The sequence below is a fragment of the Micromonospora trifolii genome (assembly GCF_050516465.1).
Classification (GTDB): Bacteria; Actinomycetota; Actinomycetes; order Mycobacteriales; family Micromonosporaceae; genus Micromonospora; species Micromonospora trifolii.
In genome coordinates, this window is record NZ_CP191526.1 from 6,092,620 (window position 1) to 6,109,272 (window position 16,653).

15 protein-coding genes are annotated in these 16,653 nt (G+C 71.4%); 10 read left to right on the plus strand and 5 right to left on the minus strand.

The features are described 5' to 3' along the window. Window positions 1-28: 28 nt before the first annotated feature. Entirely contained in the window at window positions 29-949 is a 921-nt protein-coding gene (locus tag ACQRWP_RS28365; protein ID WP_430499096.1) for a hydroxymethylglutaryl-CoA lyase, read from the plus strand. 52 nt (window positions 950-1,001) lie between these two features. Here the strand turns inward: ACQRWP_RS28365 and ACQRWP_RS28370 are convergent, their stop codons facing one another. After that, the gene (locus tag ACQRWP_RS28370) at window positions 1,002-1,577 is read right to left on the minus strand and encodes a snapalysin family zinc-dependent metalloprotease (protein ID WP_430499098.1); all 576 of its coding nucleotides are present in this window, start codon (window positions 1,575-1,577) and stop codon (window positions 1,002-1,004) included. Window positions 1,578-1,745: 168 nt separating this feature from the next. On the opposite strand from ACQRWP_RS28370, the gene ACQRWP_RS28375 reads away from it, so the two are divergent. From ACQRWP_RS28375 to ACQRWP_RS28385, 3 genes are all read left to right on the plus strand, one after another. Continuing rightward, window positions 1,746-3,278 (plus strand): acyl-CoA carboxylase subunit beta, encoded by a 1,533-nt coding sequence (locus ACQRWP_RS28375; RefSeq protein ID WP_430499100.1) that lies wholly within the window; start codon window positions 1,746-1,748, stop codon window positions 3,276-3,278. A 78-nt stretch (window positions 3,279-3,356) separates the two neighbouring features. After that, window positions 3,357-4,505, plus strand: a complete 1,149-nt coding sequence (locus tag ACQRWP_RS28380; RefSeq protein ID WP_430499102.1) for an acyl-CoA dehydrogenase family protein — start codon at window positions 3,357-3,359, stop codon at window positions 4,503-4,505. 133 nt (window positions 4,506-4,638) lie between these two features. Further along, window positions 4,639-7,293 (plus strand): ATP-binding protein, encoded by a 2,655-nt coding sequence (locus tag ACQRWP_RS28385; RefSeq protein ID WP_430499104.1) that lies wholly within the window; start codon window positions 4,639-4,641, stop codon window positions 7,291-7,293. Between the two features lie 243 nt (window positions 7,294-7,536). On the opposite strand, the gene ACQRWP_RS28390 is transcribed toward ACQRWP_RS28385, so the two are convergent. Continuing rightward, complete coding sequence (locus ACQRWP_RS28390; protein ID WP_430499106.1) at window positions 7,537-8,055, minus strand: MarR family winged helix-turn-helix transcriptional regulator; 519 nt, start codon at window positions 8,053-8,055, stop codon at window positions 7,537-7,539. A 99-nt stretch (window positions 8,056-8,154) separates the two neighbouring features. Here ACQRWP_RS28390 and ACQRWP_RS28395 point away from each other — a divergent pair, with 99 nt between their 5' ends. After that, window positions 8,155-8,736: a YceI family protein gene (locus ACQRWP_RS28395; RefSeq protein ID WP_091396394.1), complete on the plus strand. Its 582-nt coding sequence runs from the start codon at window positions 8,155-8,157 to the stop codon at window positions 8,734-8,736. Window positions 8,737-9,047: 311 nt separating this feature from the next. Continuing rightward, window positions 9,048-10,526, plus strand: a complete 1,479-nt coding sequence (locus tag ACQRWP_RS28400; RefSeq protein ID WP_430499108.1) for a glutamate--cysteine ligase — start codon at window positions 9,048-9,050, stop codon at window positions 10,524-10,526. Window positions 10,527-10,654: 128 nt separating this feature from the next. Here ACQRWP_RS28400 and ACQRWP_RS28405 read toward each other — a convergent pair whose 3' ends face one another. Further along, window positions 10,655-12,067 (minus strand): hypothetical protein, encoded by a 1,413-nt coding sequence (locus tag ACQRWP_RS28405; protein ID WP_430499110.1) that lies wholly within the window; start codon window positions 12,065-12,067, stop codon window positions 10,655-10,657. Between the two features lie 122 nt (window positions 12,068-12,189). Here ACQRWP_RS28405 and ACQRWP_RS28410 point away from each other — a divergent pair, with 122 nt between their 5' ends. Further along, complete coding sequence (locus ACQRWP_RS28410) at window positions 12,190-12,870, plus strand: PASTA domain-containing protein (RefSeq protein WP_430499112.1); 681 nt, start codon at window positions 12,190-12,192, stop codon at window positions 12,868-12,870. 161 nt (window positions 12,871-13,031) lie between these two features. After that, window positions 13,032-13,913, plus strand: a complete 882-nt coding sequence (locus ACQRWP_RS28415) for a PASTA domain-containing protein (protein ID WP_430499114.1) — start codon at window positions 13,032-13,034, stop codon at window positions 13,911-13,913. A 7-nt stretch (window positions 13,914-13,920) separates the two neighbouring features. Here ACQRWP_RS28415 and ACQRWP_RS28420 read toward each other — a convergent pair whose 3' ends face one another. Both ACQRWP_RS28420 and ACQRWP_RS28425 read right to left on the minus strand, forming a co-directional pair. Then, window positions 13,921-14,382, minus strand: coding sequence for a hypothetical protein (locus ACQRWP_RS28420; RefSeq protein WP_430499115.1), 462 nt, complete (start codon window positions 14,380-14,382; stop codon window positions 13,921-13,923). A gap of 98 nt (window positions 14,383-14,480) precedes the next feature. Next, a complete protein-coding gene (locus ACQRWP_RS28425) occupies window positions 14,481-14,765 on the minus strand; it encodes a hypothetical protein (RefSeq protein WP_091396374.1) in 285 nt (94 codons plus the stop codon). A 626-nt stretch (window positions 14,766-15,391) separates the two neighbouring features. Here ACQRWP_RS28425 and ACQRWP_RS28430 point away from each other — a divergent pair. Both ACQRWP_RS28430 and ACQRWP_RS28435 read left to right on the plus strand, forming a co-directional pair. Next, window positions 15,392-16,273, plus strand: a complete 882-nt coding sequence (locus ACQRWP_RS28430; protein ID WP_091396372.1) for a helix-turn-helix domain-containing protein — start codon at window positions 15,392-15,394, stop codon at window positions 16,271-16,273. Next, entirely contained in the window at window positions 16,243-16,464 is a 222-nt protein-coding gene (locus tag ACQRWP_RS28435) for a DUF397 domain-containing protein (protein ID WP_430499118.1), read from the plus strand. The genes ACQRWP_RS28430 and ACQRWP_RS28435 overlap by 31 nt, the downstream gene beginning before the upstream one ends. Window positions 16,465-16,653 lie beyond the last annotated feature (189 nt).

A 16,653-nucleotide genomic window follows, 5' to 3' on the forward strand; every position in this document is an offset into this window, starting at 1 on the left:
TGCTTTCGTCACAGTGAGGTGACCCCTTATGGCGGACCTGCCAGATTCCGTCTCCATTCGTGAGGTTGGGCCGCGGGACGGGTTGCAGAACGAGGACCCGATCCCGACCGACGCCAAGGTGCGGCTGCTCAACGCCCTCTCCGGCACCGGCGTACGCCGGATCGAGGCGGTGTCGTTCGTGCACCCCAGGGCGATCCCGCAGATGGCCGACGCCGACGAGGTGTGGCAGCGGGCGGTGAAGGCCGATGGGGTGCGGTACTCCGCGCTGGTGCCGAACACCCGGGGCGCCCAGCGGGCCCTCGCCGCCGGATTCACCGAGATCGAGGTGGTGGTCTCGGCCAGCGACACGCACAACCGGCGAAACGTCAACCGGTCCACCGACGAGTCGCTGGACGACATCGCCGAGCTGATCGACCTGCTGCACGGTGCGTCGGCGAGGGTCGAGGTGATCGTGGCGACCAGCTTCGGCTGCCCGTACGAGGGAGACATCGACCCGCAGCGGGTGGCCGGGATCGTGGACCGGGTCGTTCGCGACGGCGCGGACCGGGTCGCGTTCGGCGACACCACCGGCATGGGCACTCCGCGTCGGGTCCGCGAGCTGTTGACCGCGGTACGCGACCGCAACGCGCACGTGCCGGTCCTGCTGCACTTCCACAACACCCGGGGTACGGCGTTGGCCAACCTGCTGACCGCGCTGGAGCTGGGGGTGACCGAGTTCGACGCCAGCGTCGGTGGCCTCGGTGGCTGCCCGTACGCGCCGGGGGCGAGCGGCAACCTGGCCACCGAGGAGGCCGTGCACATGCTGCACGACATGGGCATCGACACCGGCATCGACCTGCCGGCGCTCATCGAGGCGGCGGAGTTGGCCGAGGAGTTGCTCGGCAAGAAGCTGCCGTCCGGTGTGCTGCGCGCCGGCCCGCGTACCCGGCTGACGCCGCTGCCGAGCTGAGGACACGGGGAGGGGCCGGCCTGGTGCCGGCCCCTCCGACGTGCCCGGTCGATCAGCTCACGGAGGTGAGCATGCTCGGCCAGCTGCCGCGGAAGACGTCAGCCCCGGCGCTGTCCGTGCCGCGCTCGGTGGCGATGCGGGTGCCGGCGAAGAGGTTGCTGACCCGGTTCGCCTCGGCGGTGCTCGGGTAGGCGTTGGTGCAGCTGGTGCCGGCGCTGCCGCCGGACATCAGCAGGGCGCAGTTGCCGTTGTAGTTGTCCGGCAGGCCGAGGATGTGCCCGATCTCGTGGGTCATGATCCGCAGGACGCTGTACTGGGCGGCCTGCTGGGTGTCGATGTAGACCCGGCCGTTGCCGAGGCTGGTCCGCACGGCGTACGAGCCGCCGCCGGTGATCCGGTAGATGCGCAGGTTCGAGCCGCAGTTGGCGGAGAGCGTCAGGTTGACGGTGGCGTTGTTCCAGATCGAGGCCGCCTGGTTGGCGACGCTGGCGTAGCTGCCCGCCTGGCTGGTGTTGTAGCAGATGGTCATGGCGGCGGACGCGGGCGACGGGTTGGCGACCGTGATGCCGAGGGTGGCGAGTGTCGTCGCGAGCAACGCGACGGCGAGCCGATTGAGTCGTGAGGTCATCGCTGACTCCGATCTGGGAGGAGGGGTGCCAGGAGCCTAGCGATATGTATTCACGTTTTTCAATGTCTTGCTCTCGGCTTCGCTGTCTGGTTCGCTCGTAGGTCGCCGACAACCGCGCCGATGCGCTAGCCTAACGATCGTTCAGGTCAGAATGGCGGAGGAGTCGGCGTGACGCTCGACGGTGAGGCACTGGAGCAGCTGCGCAAGCGGGCCCGGTCCGGCGGCGCGGACAAGTACCACGCGGCCAACGCGGCCAAGGGCAAGCTCTTCGCCCGTGAACGGGTCGCGCTCCTGGTCGACGAGGGCTCGTTCGTCGAGGACGGCCTCTACGCCAACACGATGGCCGAGGGGCTGCCCGCCGACGGCGTGGTGACCGGCACCGCCACGATCGACGGCCGACAGGTCTGCCTGATGGCCAACGACTCCACCGTCAAGGCCGGCAGCTGGGGCGCCCGCACCGTCGAGAAGATCATCAGGATCATCGAGCGGGCGTACGGCGCCGGCGTGCCGATGGTCTACCTGGTCGACTCGGCCGGCGCCCGGATCACCGACCAGGTCGATCTCTTCCCCGGTCGCCGTGGCGCCGGCAAGATCTTCTGGAACCAGGTCCGCGCCTCGGGTTCGATCCCACAGGTCTGTGCGCTGTTCGGCCCGAGCGCCGCCGGTGGGGCGTACATCCCTGCGTTCTGCGACGTGGTGGCGCTGGTCGACGGCAACGCGAGCATGTATCTCGGCTCCGACCGGATGGTCGAGATGGTCACCGGCGAGAAGACCACCCTGGAGGCGATGGGCGGGGCGAAGGTGCACACCGCCGAATCCGGCGTGGGGCACTTTCTCTGCAAGACCGAGGCCGACGCGCTCGACGTCGTGAAGACCTACCTGTCGTACCTGCCGGCGAACTGGACGCAGGCGCCGCCGACCGCACCGACGGTCGCCGCGCCCGCGAAGGCCGACCTGGCCGCGCTGGTGCCGGCCAGTGAGCGGCAGGCGTTCGACATGCGGCGGTACGTCAAGGGCCTGCTCGACGAGGGTTCGTTCTTCGAGATCCAGGCGCTCTGGGCCAAGGAGTTGACCATCGGCTTCGGCCGTCTCGACGGTCAGGTCGTCGGCGTGGTCGGCAACAACTCGATGTTCAAGGGCGGCGTGCTCTTCGTCGACTCGGCCGACAAGGCCACCCGGTTCGTGCAGCTCTGCGACGCGTTCAATGTGCCGCTGCTGTTCCTCAGCGACGTACCCGGCTTCATGGTCGGTAGCGCGGTGGAGAAGCAGGGCATCATCCGGCACGGCGCCAAGATGATCACCGCGATCTCCGAGGCGACCGTGCCGAAGATCTGCGTGGTGGTCCGCAAGGCGTACGGCGCCGGCCTCTACGCGATGGCCGGCCCCGGGTTCGAGCCGGACGCCACGATCGCGCTGCCGACCGCGAAGATCGCCGTGATGGGCGCCGAGGCTGCCGTGAACGCGGTCTATGCCAACAAGATCGCCGCCATTGCGGACGAGGACGAGCGGGCCGCCTTCGTCGCCGCCAAGCGGGCCGAGTACGAGCAGGACATCGACGTCGTCCGGCTCGCCAGCGAGCTGGTGGTGGACGCCATCGTCGAGCCGCACGACCTGCGCACCGAGCTGGTCCGTCGGTTCGCGGCGGCGCGTACCAAGGATCGGCACTTCTCCCGCCGTCGGCACGGCGTCACCCCGGTCTGATCATCGACTCAGGCCCGCACAGCGACCCGCCCCCGGCGTCACGAGCGTCGGGGCGGACCGTCCTTACAGGAGGATGAGATGGACTTCCGGCTCACCGACGAACAAGCGGCGCTGCGCGAGAGCGTGCGGGAATTCGCCCGCGAGGTGGTCGCCCCGGTCATCGCCGAACACTACGAGCAGCACACCTTCCCGTACGAGGTGATCCGGCAGATGGGCAAGATGGGCCTGTTCGGTCTGCCCTTCGCCGAGGAGCACGGCGGCATGGGCGGCGACTACTTCGCGCTCTGCCTGGCCCTGGAGGAGTTGGCCCGGGTCGACTCCAGCGTGGCCATCACGTTGGAGGCGGCGGTCTCGCTGGGCGCGATGCCGATCTACCGCTTCGGCACCGAGGAGCAGAAGGCGACCTGGCTGCCCCGGCTGCTCAGCGGCGAGGCACTGGCCGGCTTCGGTCTCACCGAGCCGGGCACCGGCTCGGACGCCGCCGGCACGCAGACCCGGGCCGTGCTGGACGGTGACGAGTGGGTGATCAACGGCTCGAAGGCGTTCATCACCAACTCGGGGACCGACATCACGGCCATGGTCACTGTCACCGCGGTGACCGGCACGAACCCGGACGGCTCCAAGGAGCTGTCGACGATCATCGTGCCGACCGGCACGCCAGGGTTCGCCGTCGCGCCCGGCTACTCCAAGGTGGGCTGGACCGCCTCGGACACCCACGAGCTGACCTTCGACGACTGCCGGGTGCCGGCCGCCAACCTGCTCGGTGCCCGGGGTCGGGGTTTCGCGCAGTTCCTGCGGATCCTCGACGAGGGCCGGATCGCCATCGCCGCGCTCGCCGTCGGCCTCGCTCAAGGCTGCGTCGACGAGTCGATCAAGTACGCGAAGGATCGGCACGCCTTCGGCAAGCCGATCGGCGCCAACCAGGCCATCCAGTTCAAGATCGCCGACATGGAGCTGAAGGCACACACCGCTCGCCTGGCTTACTACGACGCCGCCGCGCGGATGCTGGCCGGCGAGCCGTTCAAGCGGCAGGCCGCCATCGCCAAGCTGCACGCCAGCACGATCGCGGTGGACAACGCCCGGGAGGCCACCCAGATCCACGGCGGGTACGGCTTCATGAACGAGTACCCGGTGGCCCGGTTCTGGCGGGACTCCAAGATCCTGGAGATCGGCGAGGGCACCAGCGAGGTGCAGCGCATGATCATCGCTCGGGATCTGGGCCTCTGATTGTTCCAGCCGAACTGATCGGCCGGTCGTCCCGGACGGACTGTCCGTACGGCTGTCGGGTTTCGGCGAGCGGGCGTCAGTAGCCCGACGTTCGACTGCCGACGGTCGGAGTCCATCCGTACTCTTCGTGCCCATGACTCCGGATCATGACTGGTCGCGGAGCCCGGCTGGACGTACCACTCTGCCGGAGCTGCTCCGCGGGCATCGACGTGCCGCCGGCCTGACCCAGGCCGAGTTGGCGTCCCGGGCCGGGGTGGGTGTGCGGACGGTGCGTGACCTGGAGCGTGGCCGGTCGATCCGGCCTCAACGCACCACTGTCGGGCTGCTCGCCGGGGCGCTGGCGCTGACCGGCACCAGCCGGGCGGCGTTCCTGGCCGCGGCACGCGGCGCCGGTGCCGAACCGGCGCCGCCGGACGCCACCTCGACGACGTTCGCGGTCGGCGGCAACGCCACGTCTGCGGCCGCACCCGCCGACCCGTCGGTCGCGCTCCCGCCGCCGGTTGCGTTGATCGGCCGGGAGCGCGACCTCACCGAGCTGGCCGGAATGCTGACCGCGGAGCGAGGGCCCCGGTTGGTGAGCCTCGTCGGGTTGGCCGGCGTCGGCAAGACCGCCCTGGCGACGTCGGTGGCGCACCTGGTGGCCTCCGCCCACCCGGCCGGTGTGGCCGGGGTGCTGGTGGGCGAGGGCGCGGACGGTCCGGACGTGCTCGCCGCCTCGATGTCAGTGCTCGGCGTGGCGCGCCTGTCCGAACTCGTGGCGCTGCTCGCCGGGCGACCGACGCTGCTGGTGATGGACGCGGTGGAGCGCGCCCCGGGCCCGGTGGCCGCGACCCTGCACCGGTTGATCGGCGCACTGCCCTCGCTGCGGGTGCTGGTCACCGGGCGACACCCGGTCGGGTTGCCCGGTGAGCGGGTCTGGCCGGTCGCGCCGCTCGACGTGCCACCACCGGAGGCCGAGCACTCCGGACTCGAATCGTGGCCGGCGGTCGCGTTGTTCACCGCCCGGCTCGCTCAGGTCCGCCGGGAGCCACCCACCCCCGCCGAGCTGCCGGCGCTCGCCGCGCTGGTGCGCCGGTTGGGCGGGCTGCCGCTGGCCATCGAGCTGATGGCCGCCCGGGGCAGACTCCTCGACCTCACCGAACTGCTCGACCGGTACGGCGACCGGGTGCTCGACCTGGCCACTCCCGCCGAGGCGTCCGCCCACCCGGCCTGGGACGCACCGGAGGCGCTCGGCAGCCGGACGGGCGGACCCGACACCCGTGCGGCGGTCTCGGTCGCCGTCACCCTGCGGGACGCGGTGGCGTTCAGCTACCGCCTGTTGGCGTCGGACGAGCAGGCCGCGCTGCGGCAGTTGGCCGTCTTCGGTAACCGCTGGTCGGTCGAGCTGGCCGAGGAGATGCTCGCCGACGAGGCCGATCAGGACGGCACTGTGGCGATCGACCCGGTTCCGCTGTTGGACCGGTTCGTCGAGTTGGGGCTGCTGAGCGTACGCGGAACCGGGTCGTTCCGGTTCCGGCTGCTCGACGCGGTCCGCGACTACGCCGTCGAGCAGGCGGCAGGTGCGGGTGAGCTGACCTGCATCCGGCGTCGACATGCGGAGGTCATCGCGCGCCTGGTGGCCCGGACCGCCACCGACCTGATCGGCCCACGGTTACCCGACGCGGTGCACCGGCTGGACGAGATGAGCAGTGACATCAGCTCGTCGCTGGCCCATGCGGCTACCGACGACCCGTTGACCGCGCTGCGGTTGGCGGCCTGCCTGACCCGCTGGTGGCGGTTCCGTGGACGCGATGTGGTCGGGCGGCAGTGGCTGCGGCGGCTGCTGGCGGACCCACGGACCGCCGACGCCGATCCTCTCCTGCGTGGCTGGGCCGCCCTCGGGGTCGCCCGGCTGGCGGCGGAGCACGGCGCGGGCGCCGAGGAGTTGTCGACGGCCCGTGCGGCGTTGGACAGCTTCCGGCAGGCCGGCGACGTCACCGGGGAGTTGGAGGCGCGCAATGTGCTCGGCACCCTGCTGATCTCCGTCGGGCGGCAGGACGAGGCTCGCGAGCAGGCCGAGGCGCTGCTGCGGTTGGCCGCCCGCAACGGGCGGGCCCGGGACCTGGCGGTGGCGCAGAACAGCCTCGCCTGGCATGAGATCCGCACGGGTGACCTGGCTGCGGCCCGTCGCCGGCTCGCCGCGGTGGACCGACTCGCCGCCGAGAGTGGGGAGCAGCGACTGCGGGTGCTCGGCTGGGCCAATCGAGCTGAGGTCGCCCGCCTGGAGGGCTGGTACGCGGACGCCATCGATCGGGGCCGGCGGGCGATCGCTGCCCTGTCCGAGCTGGGTGATCCCGGGCGTCGCCGTCGGGTGCTCGGGACCGTCGGGCTGGCGCTCGCCCAGGACGGGCGGGTAGCGGAGGCGACCGAGGTGCTGACCGAGTTGCGCGCCGGTGGCGTGGAGGCGCTGCCGGCGCGGCCGACCGTGCCGCGACCGCGCTCGCACGAGGCTGGGCTGGCCTGGGGTGGCCCGGAGGCCGGACTCTGTGCGCTGATCGAGGGGAACCTGGCGCTGCACCGGGGTGACCGGGAGTTGGCTGCCGAGTGGTTCACGGCCGCCGCCGACCATGCGGGGCAGGATCGCCGCGACGTGGTGGAGGCGCTGGTGGGGCTGGCTGCGAGCACTGCGGACCCGGCGGTGCTCGATCGACTGGACCGGGTCTGTGCGGAGAGCGGCATCCGGCTGTTGCCGCAGGAGTCGGGCCTGCTCTACGCGCTGATCGCCGCTCGGGGTGGACCGACTCAGTAGCAGCGACGGATCGGCGCCCGCGGCGCCCCGAGCGGATCGCGACGGGAGAGTGGCGCGGGCGAAGAGCCCCCTTTGGTGCTACCCCTCGCTGATCGCCCGCGCCGTCACCCCCCGGTGATCCCCGGTGCAGGAAGCCTGCCACCGCTGCGGTGGCAGAAAGTCGGCTTGGACCGAATCCTCCAGCTTGGCTGGGTCAGTTCTGCCGGTCTTTCTGCCGCTGCCACCGCCCTGCAGCGGTGCTTGTCAGTGCCGTCGGCTGGCGTTTTCGGTGGCGGCGACCTGCTCCGGGCTGACGTCGTCACTGCCGGCGGTGGCGCACGGATGCGCGGCGTCGCGGACCCGGCGCAACCCGTCGAGGAGGGCCGCCAGCGCCTCGGGGTCGAGCTGCCCGGTGAACCACTGCTCGATCATTTGCAGGTGCCCGGGCAGCGTCTCGTTCAGGCGTTGCATCCCGCTGGCGGTGACCACCGCGTACGAGCTGCGTCGGTCGTTCGGGCAGGCCCGGCGGGTGAGCAACCCGTCGCGCTCCATCCGATCCACCACCCGGGTCACTCCGCTGGTCGACAGGGAGGTCTGCGCGGCGAGGTCGGTCATGCGTAGTTGGTTGCCCGGCGAGCGGGCCAGTCGGGTGATGACCTCGAACTCGACCGCGGAGAGGCCGTGCTCCTCAAGCTGGGCGTTGAACCGGGCGGACAGCCCGGCGTGTGCCTCGAAGAGCAGGCCGACGGCGGTGATCCGGGGATCGTCGAAGACGTTGGTCACCCGTTCATCATACCAGTGCTTGACACGGGGAATATTGTTGCGGTTATAGTTGCTCAAGCAGTCGTTGGGCTACTAAACAATCCCCTGGAGGACAGCAGCATGACCAGCAGCATCGATGCGGTTACCCGCGACTGGGACGGCCTCACCATCCCGGCGGCCGGCACCTACGCGCTCGACGTGGCGCACAAGCGGGTCGGCTTCGTTGCCCGCCACATGATGGTGAGCAAGGTTCGCGGTGAGTTCAACGAGGCGACCGCCACCATCACCGTCGCCGAGGACCCGCTGCAGTCGTCGGTCGTCGCCACCATCCAGGCCGCCAGCGTCGACACCACCCAGGCCGACCGGGACGCTCACCTGCGCAGCCCCGAGTTCCTGGACGCCGAGAAGTTCCCGACGCTCGAGTTCCGCAGCACCGGGGTCAAGTCCCGTCGCGGCGGCGAGTTCGTGCTCACCGGTGAGCTGACCATCAAGGACGTCACCCGCCCGGTCGAGCTGGAGGTGGAGTTCGAGGGTGTCGGCCGCAGCCCGTTCGGCCAGGACATCTTCGGCTTCTCCGCGAGCACCGAGATCGACCGCGAGGAGTTCGGCCTGACCTGGAACGTCGCCCTGGAGACCGGGGGCGTGCTGGTCAGCCGCAAGATCAAGATCGAGATCGAGGGCGAGGCCGTCCGTCAGGCCTGATCCCCGGGGATCGCCGGAGGGCCAGGGGGGATCCTCCCGGCGATCCGGTACGCAGGGCCCGCGCCGTACGTCGGCGCGGGCCCTGCGTCGTCTCCGCTCGTGGTAATTGTCACGGGTTGTTCGCACCGCCATCGGGTCCAGCCGGTCGACGACGGGGTACAGATGGCGCCACGAGCGCGTCCGCGCCGGTCGACGTCGGATCACCGCCGTCGGCCTCTGGCCCCGGTCAGGTGGGCGCTCTTACCGTGGATGCTTCACAACGCGCTTCCGGGACGGCATGATCCCGACCGCGCCGGCCGTCGGGAGGACACATGGGCAGGGACGTCTCAGGGGGCGCCTTCACCCGGGATGATCGCGTCCGGTATCGGCAGAAGGTGCGGCGGTGCCTGGATGTCTTCGCCCTGATGCTGGACGACTTCGGTTTCGACGCCGACCGGCCGATGACCGGTCTGGAGATCGAGCTCAACCTGGTCGACTCGGCCGCCGAGCCGGCGATGCGCAACGAGGAGATCCTCGCCGACATCGCCGACCCCCTCTTCCAGACCGAGTTGGGGCAGTTCAACCTGGAACTCAACGCCGAGCCCCGACTGATCGAGGGCACCGGCTTCGCCGACTACGAGCACGACCTGCGCGGCAGCCTCTCCCGGGCCGACGAGCGTGCCGCCAGATCCGACGCGAAGATCGTCCTGGTCGGCATCCTGCCCACCCTCACCGAGGGGCACCTGGTCGAGGACAACCTCTCCACCAACGAGCGGTACCGGGTGCTCAACGACCAGATCGTCGGTGCCCGGGGCGAGGACATCGAGCTGGACATCCGCGGCGTCGAGCAGTTGCGGACGCACACCGACTCGATCGCCCCCGAGGCCGCCTGCACGAGCCTCCAGTTCCACCTCCAGGTCGCCCCGGACAGCTTCGCCGACTACTGGAACGCGTCCCAGGCCATCGCCGGGGTGCAGGTGGCGGTCGGGGCGAACAGCCCCTTCCTGTACGGCCGCCAGCTGTGGGCCGAAACGCGGATCGCCCTGTTCCAGCAGGCCACCGACACCCGCCCGGACGAACTGAAGGCCCAGGGCGTACGGCCGCGGGTGTGGTTCGGCGAACGGTGGATCACCTCGATCTTCGACCTGTTCGAGGAGAACGTCCGGTACTTCCCGCCGCTGCTGCCGATCTGCGAGGACGAGGACCCGGTGGAGGTCCTGCACGCCGGCGGTGTGCCACAGCTCGGGGAGCTGCGGTTGCACAACGGCACGGTCTACCGGTGGAACCGTCCGGTCTACGACATCATGAACGACCGCCCCCATCTGCGCGTGGAGAACCGGGTGCTGCCGGCCGGTCCGACGGTGGTGGACATGCTGGCCAACGCGGCCTTCTACTTCGGGCTGGTACGCGGTCTGGCCGAGGCCGACCGTCCCATCTGGAGTCAGCTCACCTTCAGCTCCGCCGAGGAGAACTTCCACGCCGCCGCCCGACGTGGCCTCGACGCCGTGCTGCACTGGCCCGGACTCGGCGACGTGCCGGTCACCAAGCTGGTCCTGGACCAACTGCTGCCCACCGCCGCCACCGGCCTGGACGGGTTCGGTGTCGCCCCGGCGCAGCGGGACCGGCTGCTCGACATCATCGAGCAGCGCTGCCGTACCGGCCGCAACGGCGCCGTCTGGCAGACCGAGGCGGTCTGGGCGGCGGAGCGGCACCACGGCATGGACCGGACGGCCGCGCTGCACCACATGGTCCAGCGCTACGCCGAACTCCAGCGCACCAACCAACCCGTCCACACCTGGCCAACCACCTAACCCCACCCGCACGCCACCCCTGACCCGCCCGCAGCCCTGAACGCGTTGATCATGAAGTTGTTGCCATGACACGCCGGGCGAGGTGGCAATAACTTCATGATCAACAGGGTGGGTCGGATGGTGGGAAGTTAGTCGGTGGTGGGGCGGGTGGTGCGGCGGGCTGCTCGGGTGCGCCGGCTGGTGGAGGTCGGGTCCTCTGCCGCTGGTGCTTCGATGGGACGGGCCGGATCCGCGAGGTCCGGGTCCGTACGCGGGGCGGGAACGTGCGGTGCGGCGGTGGCGTCGCCCGGCAGTGAGCCCGTCCGGGGCGTCTGCGGCGGGGCGTCGGCCCTCCTGCGCCGCGCCACCGTTCCGGCCGTCGAGGTCGAGGTTGTGGGCGTCGAGACGGAGGTCGGCGGCGCGGGCTCGGTCTCGGCAACCGGGGCCGGGTCGGTCACCGTGTCCCGAGCGACCGCATTCGGCTCGGCCGGGCGGTTCTGTTCGGCCGGGCGGTTCCGCCCGCTTCGCTCGCCGAGGCGGGCGGCCAGCACCGAGCCGCCGATACCGGCGATCACCGCGTACGGGGCGATCAGCTGGGTGGACAACTGCGCTGGGCCCAGCGTCGACCAGTGCGGCAGGGTGGTCAGGTAGGCGAGCGCGACGAGCACCGGACCCGCCGCGCCGGAGGCCGCCGCACCCACGAGGTGCCCGCCCGAGCGGGCGGACCGCCGGGCGGCCAGTACGCCGATCAGCAGCGCGGGCACCAGTGCCAGCAGCGCGCCGGGCCAGTAGAGCTGGCCCCCGATCCAGTATCGGGCGTGGTCCGGGTCGAACTGCCAGGTGCCGAGTTGCGCGCCGGTCAGCCCTCGTCCGACGCGTACCCCGTCGATCACGGAGATCACCGCGAGCAGCCAGAGCCAGGCGGCCGTCGCGGTCACGTTGGCCGCGGCGGCTCGGGAGCGAAGCGCCCAGATCGCGACGAGGACGCCGATCAGGATGCCCAGCGTCGCCTGTACGGCGGCCGTCCGTTGCGGTGCGCCGGTGTCCGCGCCGGTCGCGACCCGCGCGGGTACGGCGATCAAGAGCACCGTGACCAGCCCGCCCAGCCCGGCGCCAAGCGCCAGGGCCACCCGGCGCAGCAGGCCACCGCGGTCGTGGACCGGCGGCTTGTCCACCGGTGGTGGCGTGCCTGTCACCTCCGACCGGGCGGTGTCGACGGCCGGTGGAGGACCGTCAACCGGGCTCTCGTGCTCCGGCGCCCGATCGCCGAGCTGCGGGCCCTCGCGACGGGCAACACCGTCGGGCGGAGACATCACGGTCTTCGCCGGGGCGTTCCGTTGGTGCAGCCGCTGCGCGCAGACCGCCCCGAGGACCGTCGAGCTGGCGGCGAGCCAGGTGGCCCAGGCGAGGCCGTCCGCCCAGGCTGTGTCGGTCGCACCGGCGTCGGTGGGCGTCCAGGTGATGACGCCTAGCCCGTAGCCGAAGCCCAGTTGTGCGGCACCCGCGCCGGCAGCGACCCCGATCGCCGTCGCGATCGACACTCCCCAGCCCTGTCTGGCCATGCCGGGCAGCGTAACGTCCCGTCGTCGGCGCGGCGAGTCGCAATGACCCGCCGGTGTGGACCGCCAGTGCGGCGGATTGGGCGGCGGGCGGTACGGTCGCCGGTGATGAGGCGGTGGGCGCTATGACGGACACGAACACGGGCCAGCAGAATGCCGCCGGGGGCGGTGCGGGCCGGGCCAGCGTCGTGCTCGGTGGTGGGTTGGCGGCGGTGCTGCTCGCCGCCGTGGGCGCGACCGGTGGCTGGCTGCTGGCCGGCGAGGACGACACACCCTCTGGTGACCCGCTGGCCGTCGCGACCACGGCTGGCGCGTCGACCACCCGGGCCACCGCACCCCGACCGAGCAGCGGGCGGCCGACACCGTCGGCGGTCCAGACCTCCGCCACCTCGACCAAGGGGGCCGGCCTGACCGTGCCGCCGGTGATCGGCACCGACTTCGAGCAGGCCCGGGACACGCTGCGCAAGCAGCGGCTGGGTTGGCGGCTGGTCTTCGGTGGCGGCACCGGCCGTACGGTCGAGAGCACCACACCGGACGTGGGCACCGAGGTCGCCCGGGGGACGACTGTGCAACTACAGGTCGCCGGGCCGGCCCCGGCCGCCGAGGTGCCGGACGTGGTCGGCAAGAGCTGCGCGGACGCCGCCGACGAGTTGGTCGACGAGGGCCTCTACCCGCGCTACGTCAGCGGACGCACTGGGAAGGTCAGCCGGCAGGAGCCCGCCGAGGACGGCCCGGCCCGGTGGAACGACCAGGTCAGCATCTGGTGTGGCTCCGACGGCCAGCCGACCGCGAAACCCACGCCCTGATCCCAGGCCGGCGGGTTCGAGCCTCCCGGCGCGTAACCGCCGTCCTGTCTCGCCGGCAGTCGGCGCGGCTCGGCACGCTGATCCCCACCGATGGCGGTGTGGGCGACTAGGTTGGCGGTCGAGGGGCCATGACGCCCGTCCGGTTCGGGAAAGGACGTGCGATGAGCGACGACCGCCAGGAGCCTCCCGCCGGCGAGCACGACGACGACCGGACCCGACCACTGCCCCCCGCCGCTGACCGGCCGGGGACGCCCGGACCCGCCGCCGATCGGCCGGCCCCGACCGGACCCGCTGCCGACGGCCTGGAGCCGACGCAACCGACGCCAGCCGCCACCGACCCGGACGAGACGGCACCGATCGACCGGACTGTCCCGGCTCGTCCCGACCTGTCGCCCGACCAGACCATGCCGATCGACCGGTCCGCCGGCACCCGGCCGCGCCCGCCGGCCGACCGGACGGCGCCGATACCGCCGTCGTGGTCCGGGCGGGCCGAGGTGCGCTCGCCCGGGCCGGATGACGCCGGTGGTGAGTGGTACGTCGAGGAGCAGGGTGGTCGGCGGTGGTGGTCGCCGATCCTCTGGGGCGTACTGGCTCTGCTGCTCGCCGGCCTGCTCGGGGGCGCGCTCTGGTTGGTGCTCGCCCAGCAGGATGACGACCGGGACGATCGTGGGCCCACCCCGTCCCCTTCGCCGACCAGTGCCCCCAGCACGCCGCCGACCAGCGCAGCCCCCACGTCGGCGGCGCCCACCAGTGAGTCGCCGAGCAGCTCGCCGACCACGGACGCGCCGGACGAGCTGCCGGTGCCACCGCTCGCCGGCCTGCCGCAGGCCACCGCCGAGGGGCTGTTGACTCGGCTCGGTCTGCCCTACCGGGTGGTGTACCGCCCATCGGAGCTGCCACCGGGGACGGTGGTGGGCACCGAGCCGGAGGCGGGCACGTCGGTGTCGACCGACGACGAGGTGTTGTTGATCATTTCTCAGGCGCAGCCCTCGACCGGGGCGAGCCCGACCACGCCGAGCCCCACGGTGACGAGCACGTCGTGACCGCTGGTCACCACATCCGGCGGCGGGTGCCGACGAGGCCGATGCCGGCGAGCGAGATGGCGAGGCCGAAGATGCCGGACCAGAAGAGGGATCGGCGGATGTCCGTGGCGCTGTGCCCGGCCGGAGCTGCTTCGGTGAGCCTCTGACGGCCGTCGGACTGGCCGCCGGCACCAAGGCCGGACACCGGCCCGGTCGGGTCGGCGGCACCGGCGTGGTCAGCCGGGGGGCCGGTGTCGACCCAGCCGGGTTCCTCGTAGATCGACTGACCGTCGCCCGTCGGCGGGTCGGAGTCGAGCACGGTGATCTCCGGTGCGGGCACCGGTGTGGTCAGCCGGGTGGACGACATCGCCGGGTCGCGGACGAGGACCAGGAGTGTCGCCATCGCCCCGAGGAGGGCGAGGAGTCCGAAGGCGTAGGCGATACGGGAGCGGTGGTGCCGCCGCAGGGCGGGCTGTTTGACCATGACCATCCCAGGGTCAGGGTCCTGGACGAGCGGGTGGAACGGTGCCGGGGTGGGCGTACCGATTCTATGGCGACGGCACGCCCACCGGCGGCGGATCGGGTCGGTCAGCCCACCCGGAGCGGGGTACGCGCGACCGGGCGGCGGGCCCGCACGGTGTGCGGGCGGGGTTCGGGGGCGGCCTGCAGTTGTTGCAGCCCTTCCCGCTGGACGAAGATCGACCGTCGGGTGACCGCGTCGCCCGCGGCGTTCAACTCGTAGCCGTCGAGCCAGAGCCAGCCGTCATAGGTCGGCCAGTCGAGCACCCGGATCACCCGGAACTTGATCGGCCTGAGGAACTGGACACTCGCCGCGCGTGTCACGTGCAGTACGTCACCGGTGCGGGGAAGCACATGGGCTCCTGGGGAGGATCGGCCGGCGGCTGCGCCGGCGGTGCCTGAACGGGGGACGTCTCGGCCGGTGACGGGGTCGTGCCTCGTGAACCGGTGGTGCGGATGGCGGTGGTCGGGCCGTACCCCGCTGGTGACGTGCCGCCACCCGACCACCACCCGGTTGCTTCCGGGAACCGCGCCCGCCGCCGCAGCTTGCCGGCTTGCAGCGGCGGGGTCCTTACCCCGGAGCAGGTCGCGTTGTCGTGGGCCGGGCCCACGTCGTGCCCGGCTTCCCCGGATCGGTGGGGTCACCACTCCGAGGGACCGAACGGAGACGCTGAGTGATCCGTGCCATACGGACAGAGTGCATCAGGGACGTGCTTCATGCAAGTTGCACGTCGACTTTTGCCGATACGTGAGCGTGTCGCGCGAAAGGCCTATTGAAGCCATCCGCGTCCGGGCGGCAGACTGAGGGCCGGTTTCGCCCGTCGCGGCCGGCCGAGGACCGGCACCACCCCCTTCGTCGCGAACGCTCGCCGGTCGACGGTCGCGCCCCCGGCGGGTGTCACCCAGTGGCGCGTTACCGGAGGTAGCCCGAGTGGGGTCGAGCAGCCAGCGGCGGGGACCAGTGGCTCACGGGTTGCGCCATGAGTGAGCGGCGCAGTCCCACCATCAGACGGCGGCGGCTCGGGGCCGAGCTGCGCCGCCAGCGGGAGTCCGCCGGAATCACCATCGAGGTGGTCGCCGAACAGTTGGAGTGCTCGGCGTCGAAGGTCTCCCGGATCGAGACCGGGCACACCACGGCCACCCCGCGCGACGTGCGGGACATGCTGCGGATCTACGGGGTGGTCGGCGCCGAGAGCGACGAGCTCGTGCAGATCGCCCGGGAGGCCCGCCAGAAGGGCTGGTGGCACCCGTACAGCACGGTGCTCGTCGGCGCGTACGTCGGGCTGGAGGCGGCGGCGAGTTCGATCCGGGCGTACGAACAGCAGGTCGTTCCGGGTCTTCTGGAGACCGAGGAGTACGCCGGGGCCATGATCCGCGCCGCTCGGCCGGACTTCACCGCCGACCAGGTGCATCAAAGGGTGCGTGTCCGTTTGGGCCGTCAGTCGTTATTGACCCAGGACGATCCGGTCGATCTGTGGGTGGTGCTCGATGAGGCGGTGGTAAGTCGGCCGGTGGGCGGGGACGAGGTGATGCGCGGCCAACTCAAGCGGTTGGTCGAGGTGGCCGAGTTGCCGAACGTGACGCTGCAGATCCTGCCCTTCGAGGTGGGTGCGCATGCCGGCATGGACGGCACGTTCACGATCCTCAGCTTCCCTGAGCCCGGTGATCCGGATGTTGTGTACGCGGAGAACGCCACGGGTGGGCTTTTCCTCGAGAAGAGCGACGAACTACAGAAGTACAGCTTCATCTTCGATCACATCCGCGCTGCGGCCATACGTCCGGAGGAGTCCGTCGCACACATCGCAAAACTGGCAGAGGAGCCGTTGTGGAAATGGCGACCAAAGGGTTCCCCGTGGACCTGACGCAGGCAGCATGGTTCAAGAGCTCGAAGAGCGGGCCGAACTGTGACAACTGCGTGGAGGTGGCGTACGTGACGGGGGTGGTCGGAGTGCGGGACTCGAAGGACAAGGCGGGCCCCGCCCTGGTCTTCGCCCCGGGTGACTGGCACTCCTTCGTTGCCGGCACCCGGGGTGGTGTGTTCGGCGCGGTCTGACCGACTGGTCAGTGGAGTCCCCGTCCGGTTCGCCGGACGGGGACTTTGCCGTGTCCCCGGTAGTCGCGGCTGAAGGGCGCGTCGCGGCGGGGGTTGGCGAGGTTCCGTCGGGATTCCCGTCGCCAGAGCGACCCCGTCTCGTTGAACCGGTCGGTACGGCGCTGGTCGACGACCCGCCGCACCGACCCG

What these genes read in the sequence shown, in the direction of transcription:
- ACQRWP_RS28365 (WP_430499096.1), top strand. Translation starts at nt 29, where the DNA reads ATGGCGGACCTGCCAGATTCCGTCTCCATTCGTGAGGTTGGGCCGCGG.
- ACQRWP_RS28370 (WP_430499098.1), bottom strand. Translation starts at nt 1,577, where the DNA reads ATGACCTCACGACTCAATCGGCTCGCCGTCGCGTTGCTCGCGACGACA.
- ACQRWP_RS28380 (WP_430499102.1), top strand. Translation starts at nt 3,357, where the DNA reads ATGGACTTCCGGCTCACCGACGAACAAGCGGCGCTGCGCGAGAGCGTG.
- ACQRWP_RS28385 (WP_430499104.1), top strand. Translation starts at nt 4,639, where the DNA reads ATGACTCCGGATCATGACTGGTCGCGGAGCCCGGCTGGACGTACCACT.
- ACQRWP_RS28395 (WP_091396394.1), top strand. Translation starts at nt 8,155, where the DNA reads ATGACCAGCAGCATCGATGCGGTTACCCGCGACTGGGACGGCCTCACC.
- ACQRWP_RS28400 (WP_430499108.1), top strand. Translation starts at nt 9,048, where the DNA reads ATGGGCAGGGACGTCTCAGGGGGCGCCTTCACCCGGGATGATCGCGTC.
- ACQRWP_RS28405 (WP_430499110.1), bottom strand. Translation starts at nt 12,067, where the DNA reads ATGGCCAGACAGGGCTGGGGAGTGTCGATCGCGACGGCGATCGGGGTC.
- ACQRWP_RS28410 (WP_430499112.1), top strand. Translation starts at nt 12,190, where the DNA reads ATGACGGACACGAACACGGGCCAGCAGAATGCCGCCGGGGGCGGTGCG.
- ACQRWP_RS28415 (WP_430499114.1), top strand. Translation starts at nt 13,032, where the DNA reads ATGAGCGACGACCGCCAGGAGCCTCCCGCCGGCGAGCACGACGACGAC.
- ACQRWP_RS28420 (WP_430499115.1), bottom strand. Translation starts at nt 14,382, where the DNA reads ATGGTCATGGTCAAACAGCCCGCCCTGCGGCGGCACCACCGCTCCCGT.
- ACQRWP_RS28430 (WP_091396372.1), top strand. Translation starts at nt 15,392, where the DNA reads ATGAGTGAGCGGCGCAGTCCCACCATCAGACGGCGGCGGCTCGGGGCC.
- ACQRWP_RS28435 (WP_430499118.1), top strand. Translation starts at nt 16,243, where the DNA reads ATGGCGACCAAAGGGTTCCCCGTGGACCTGACGCAGGCAGCATGGTTC.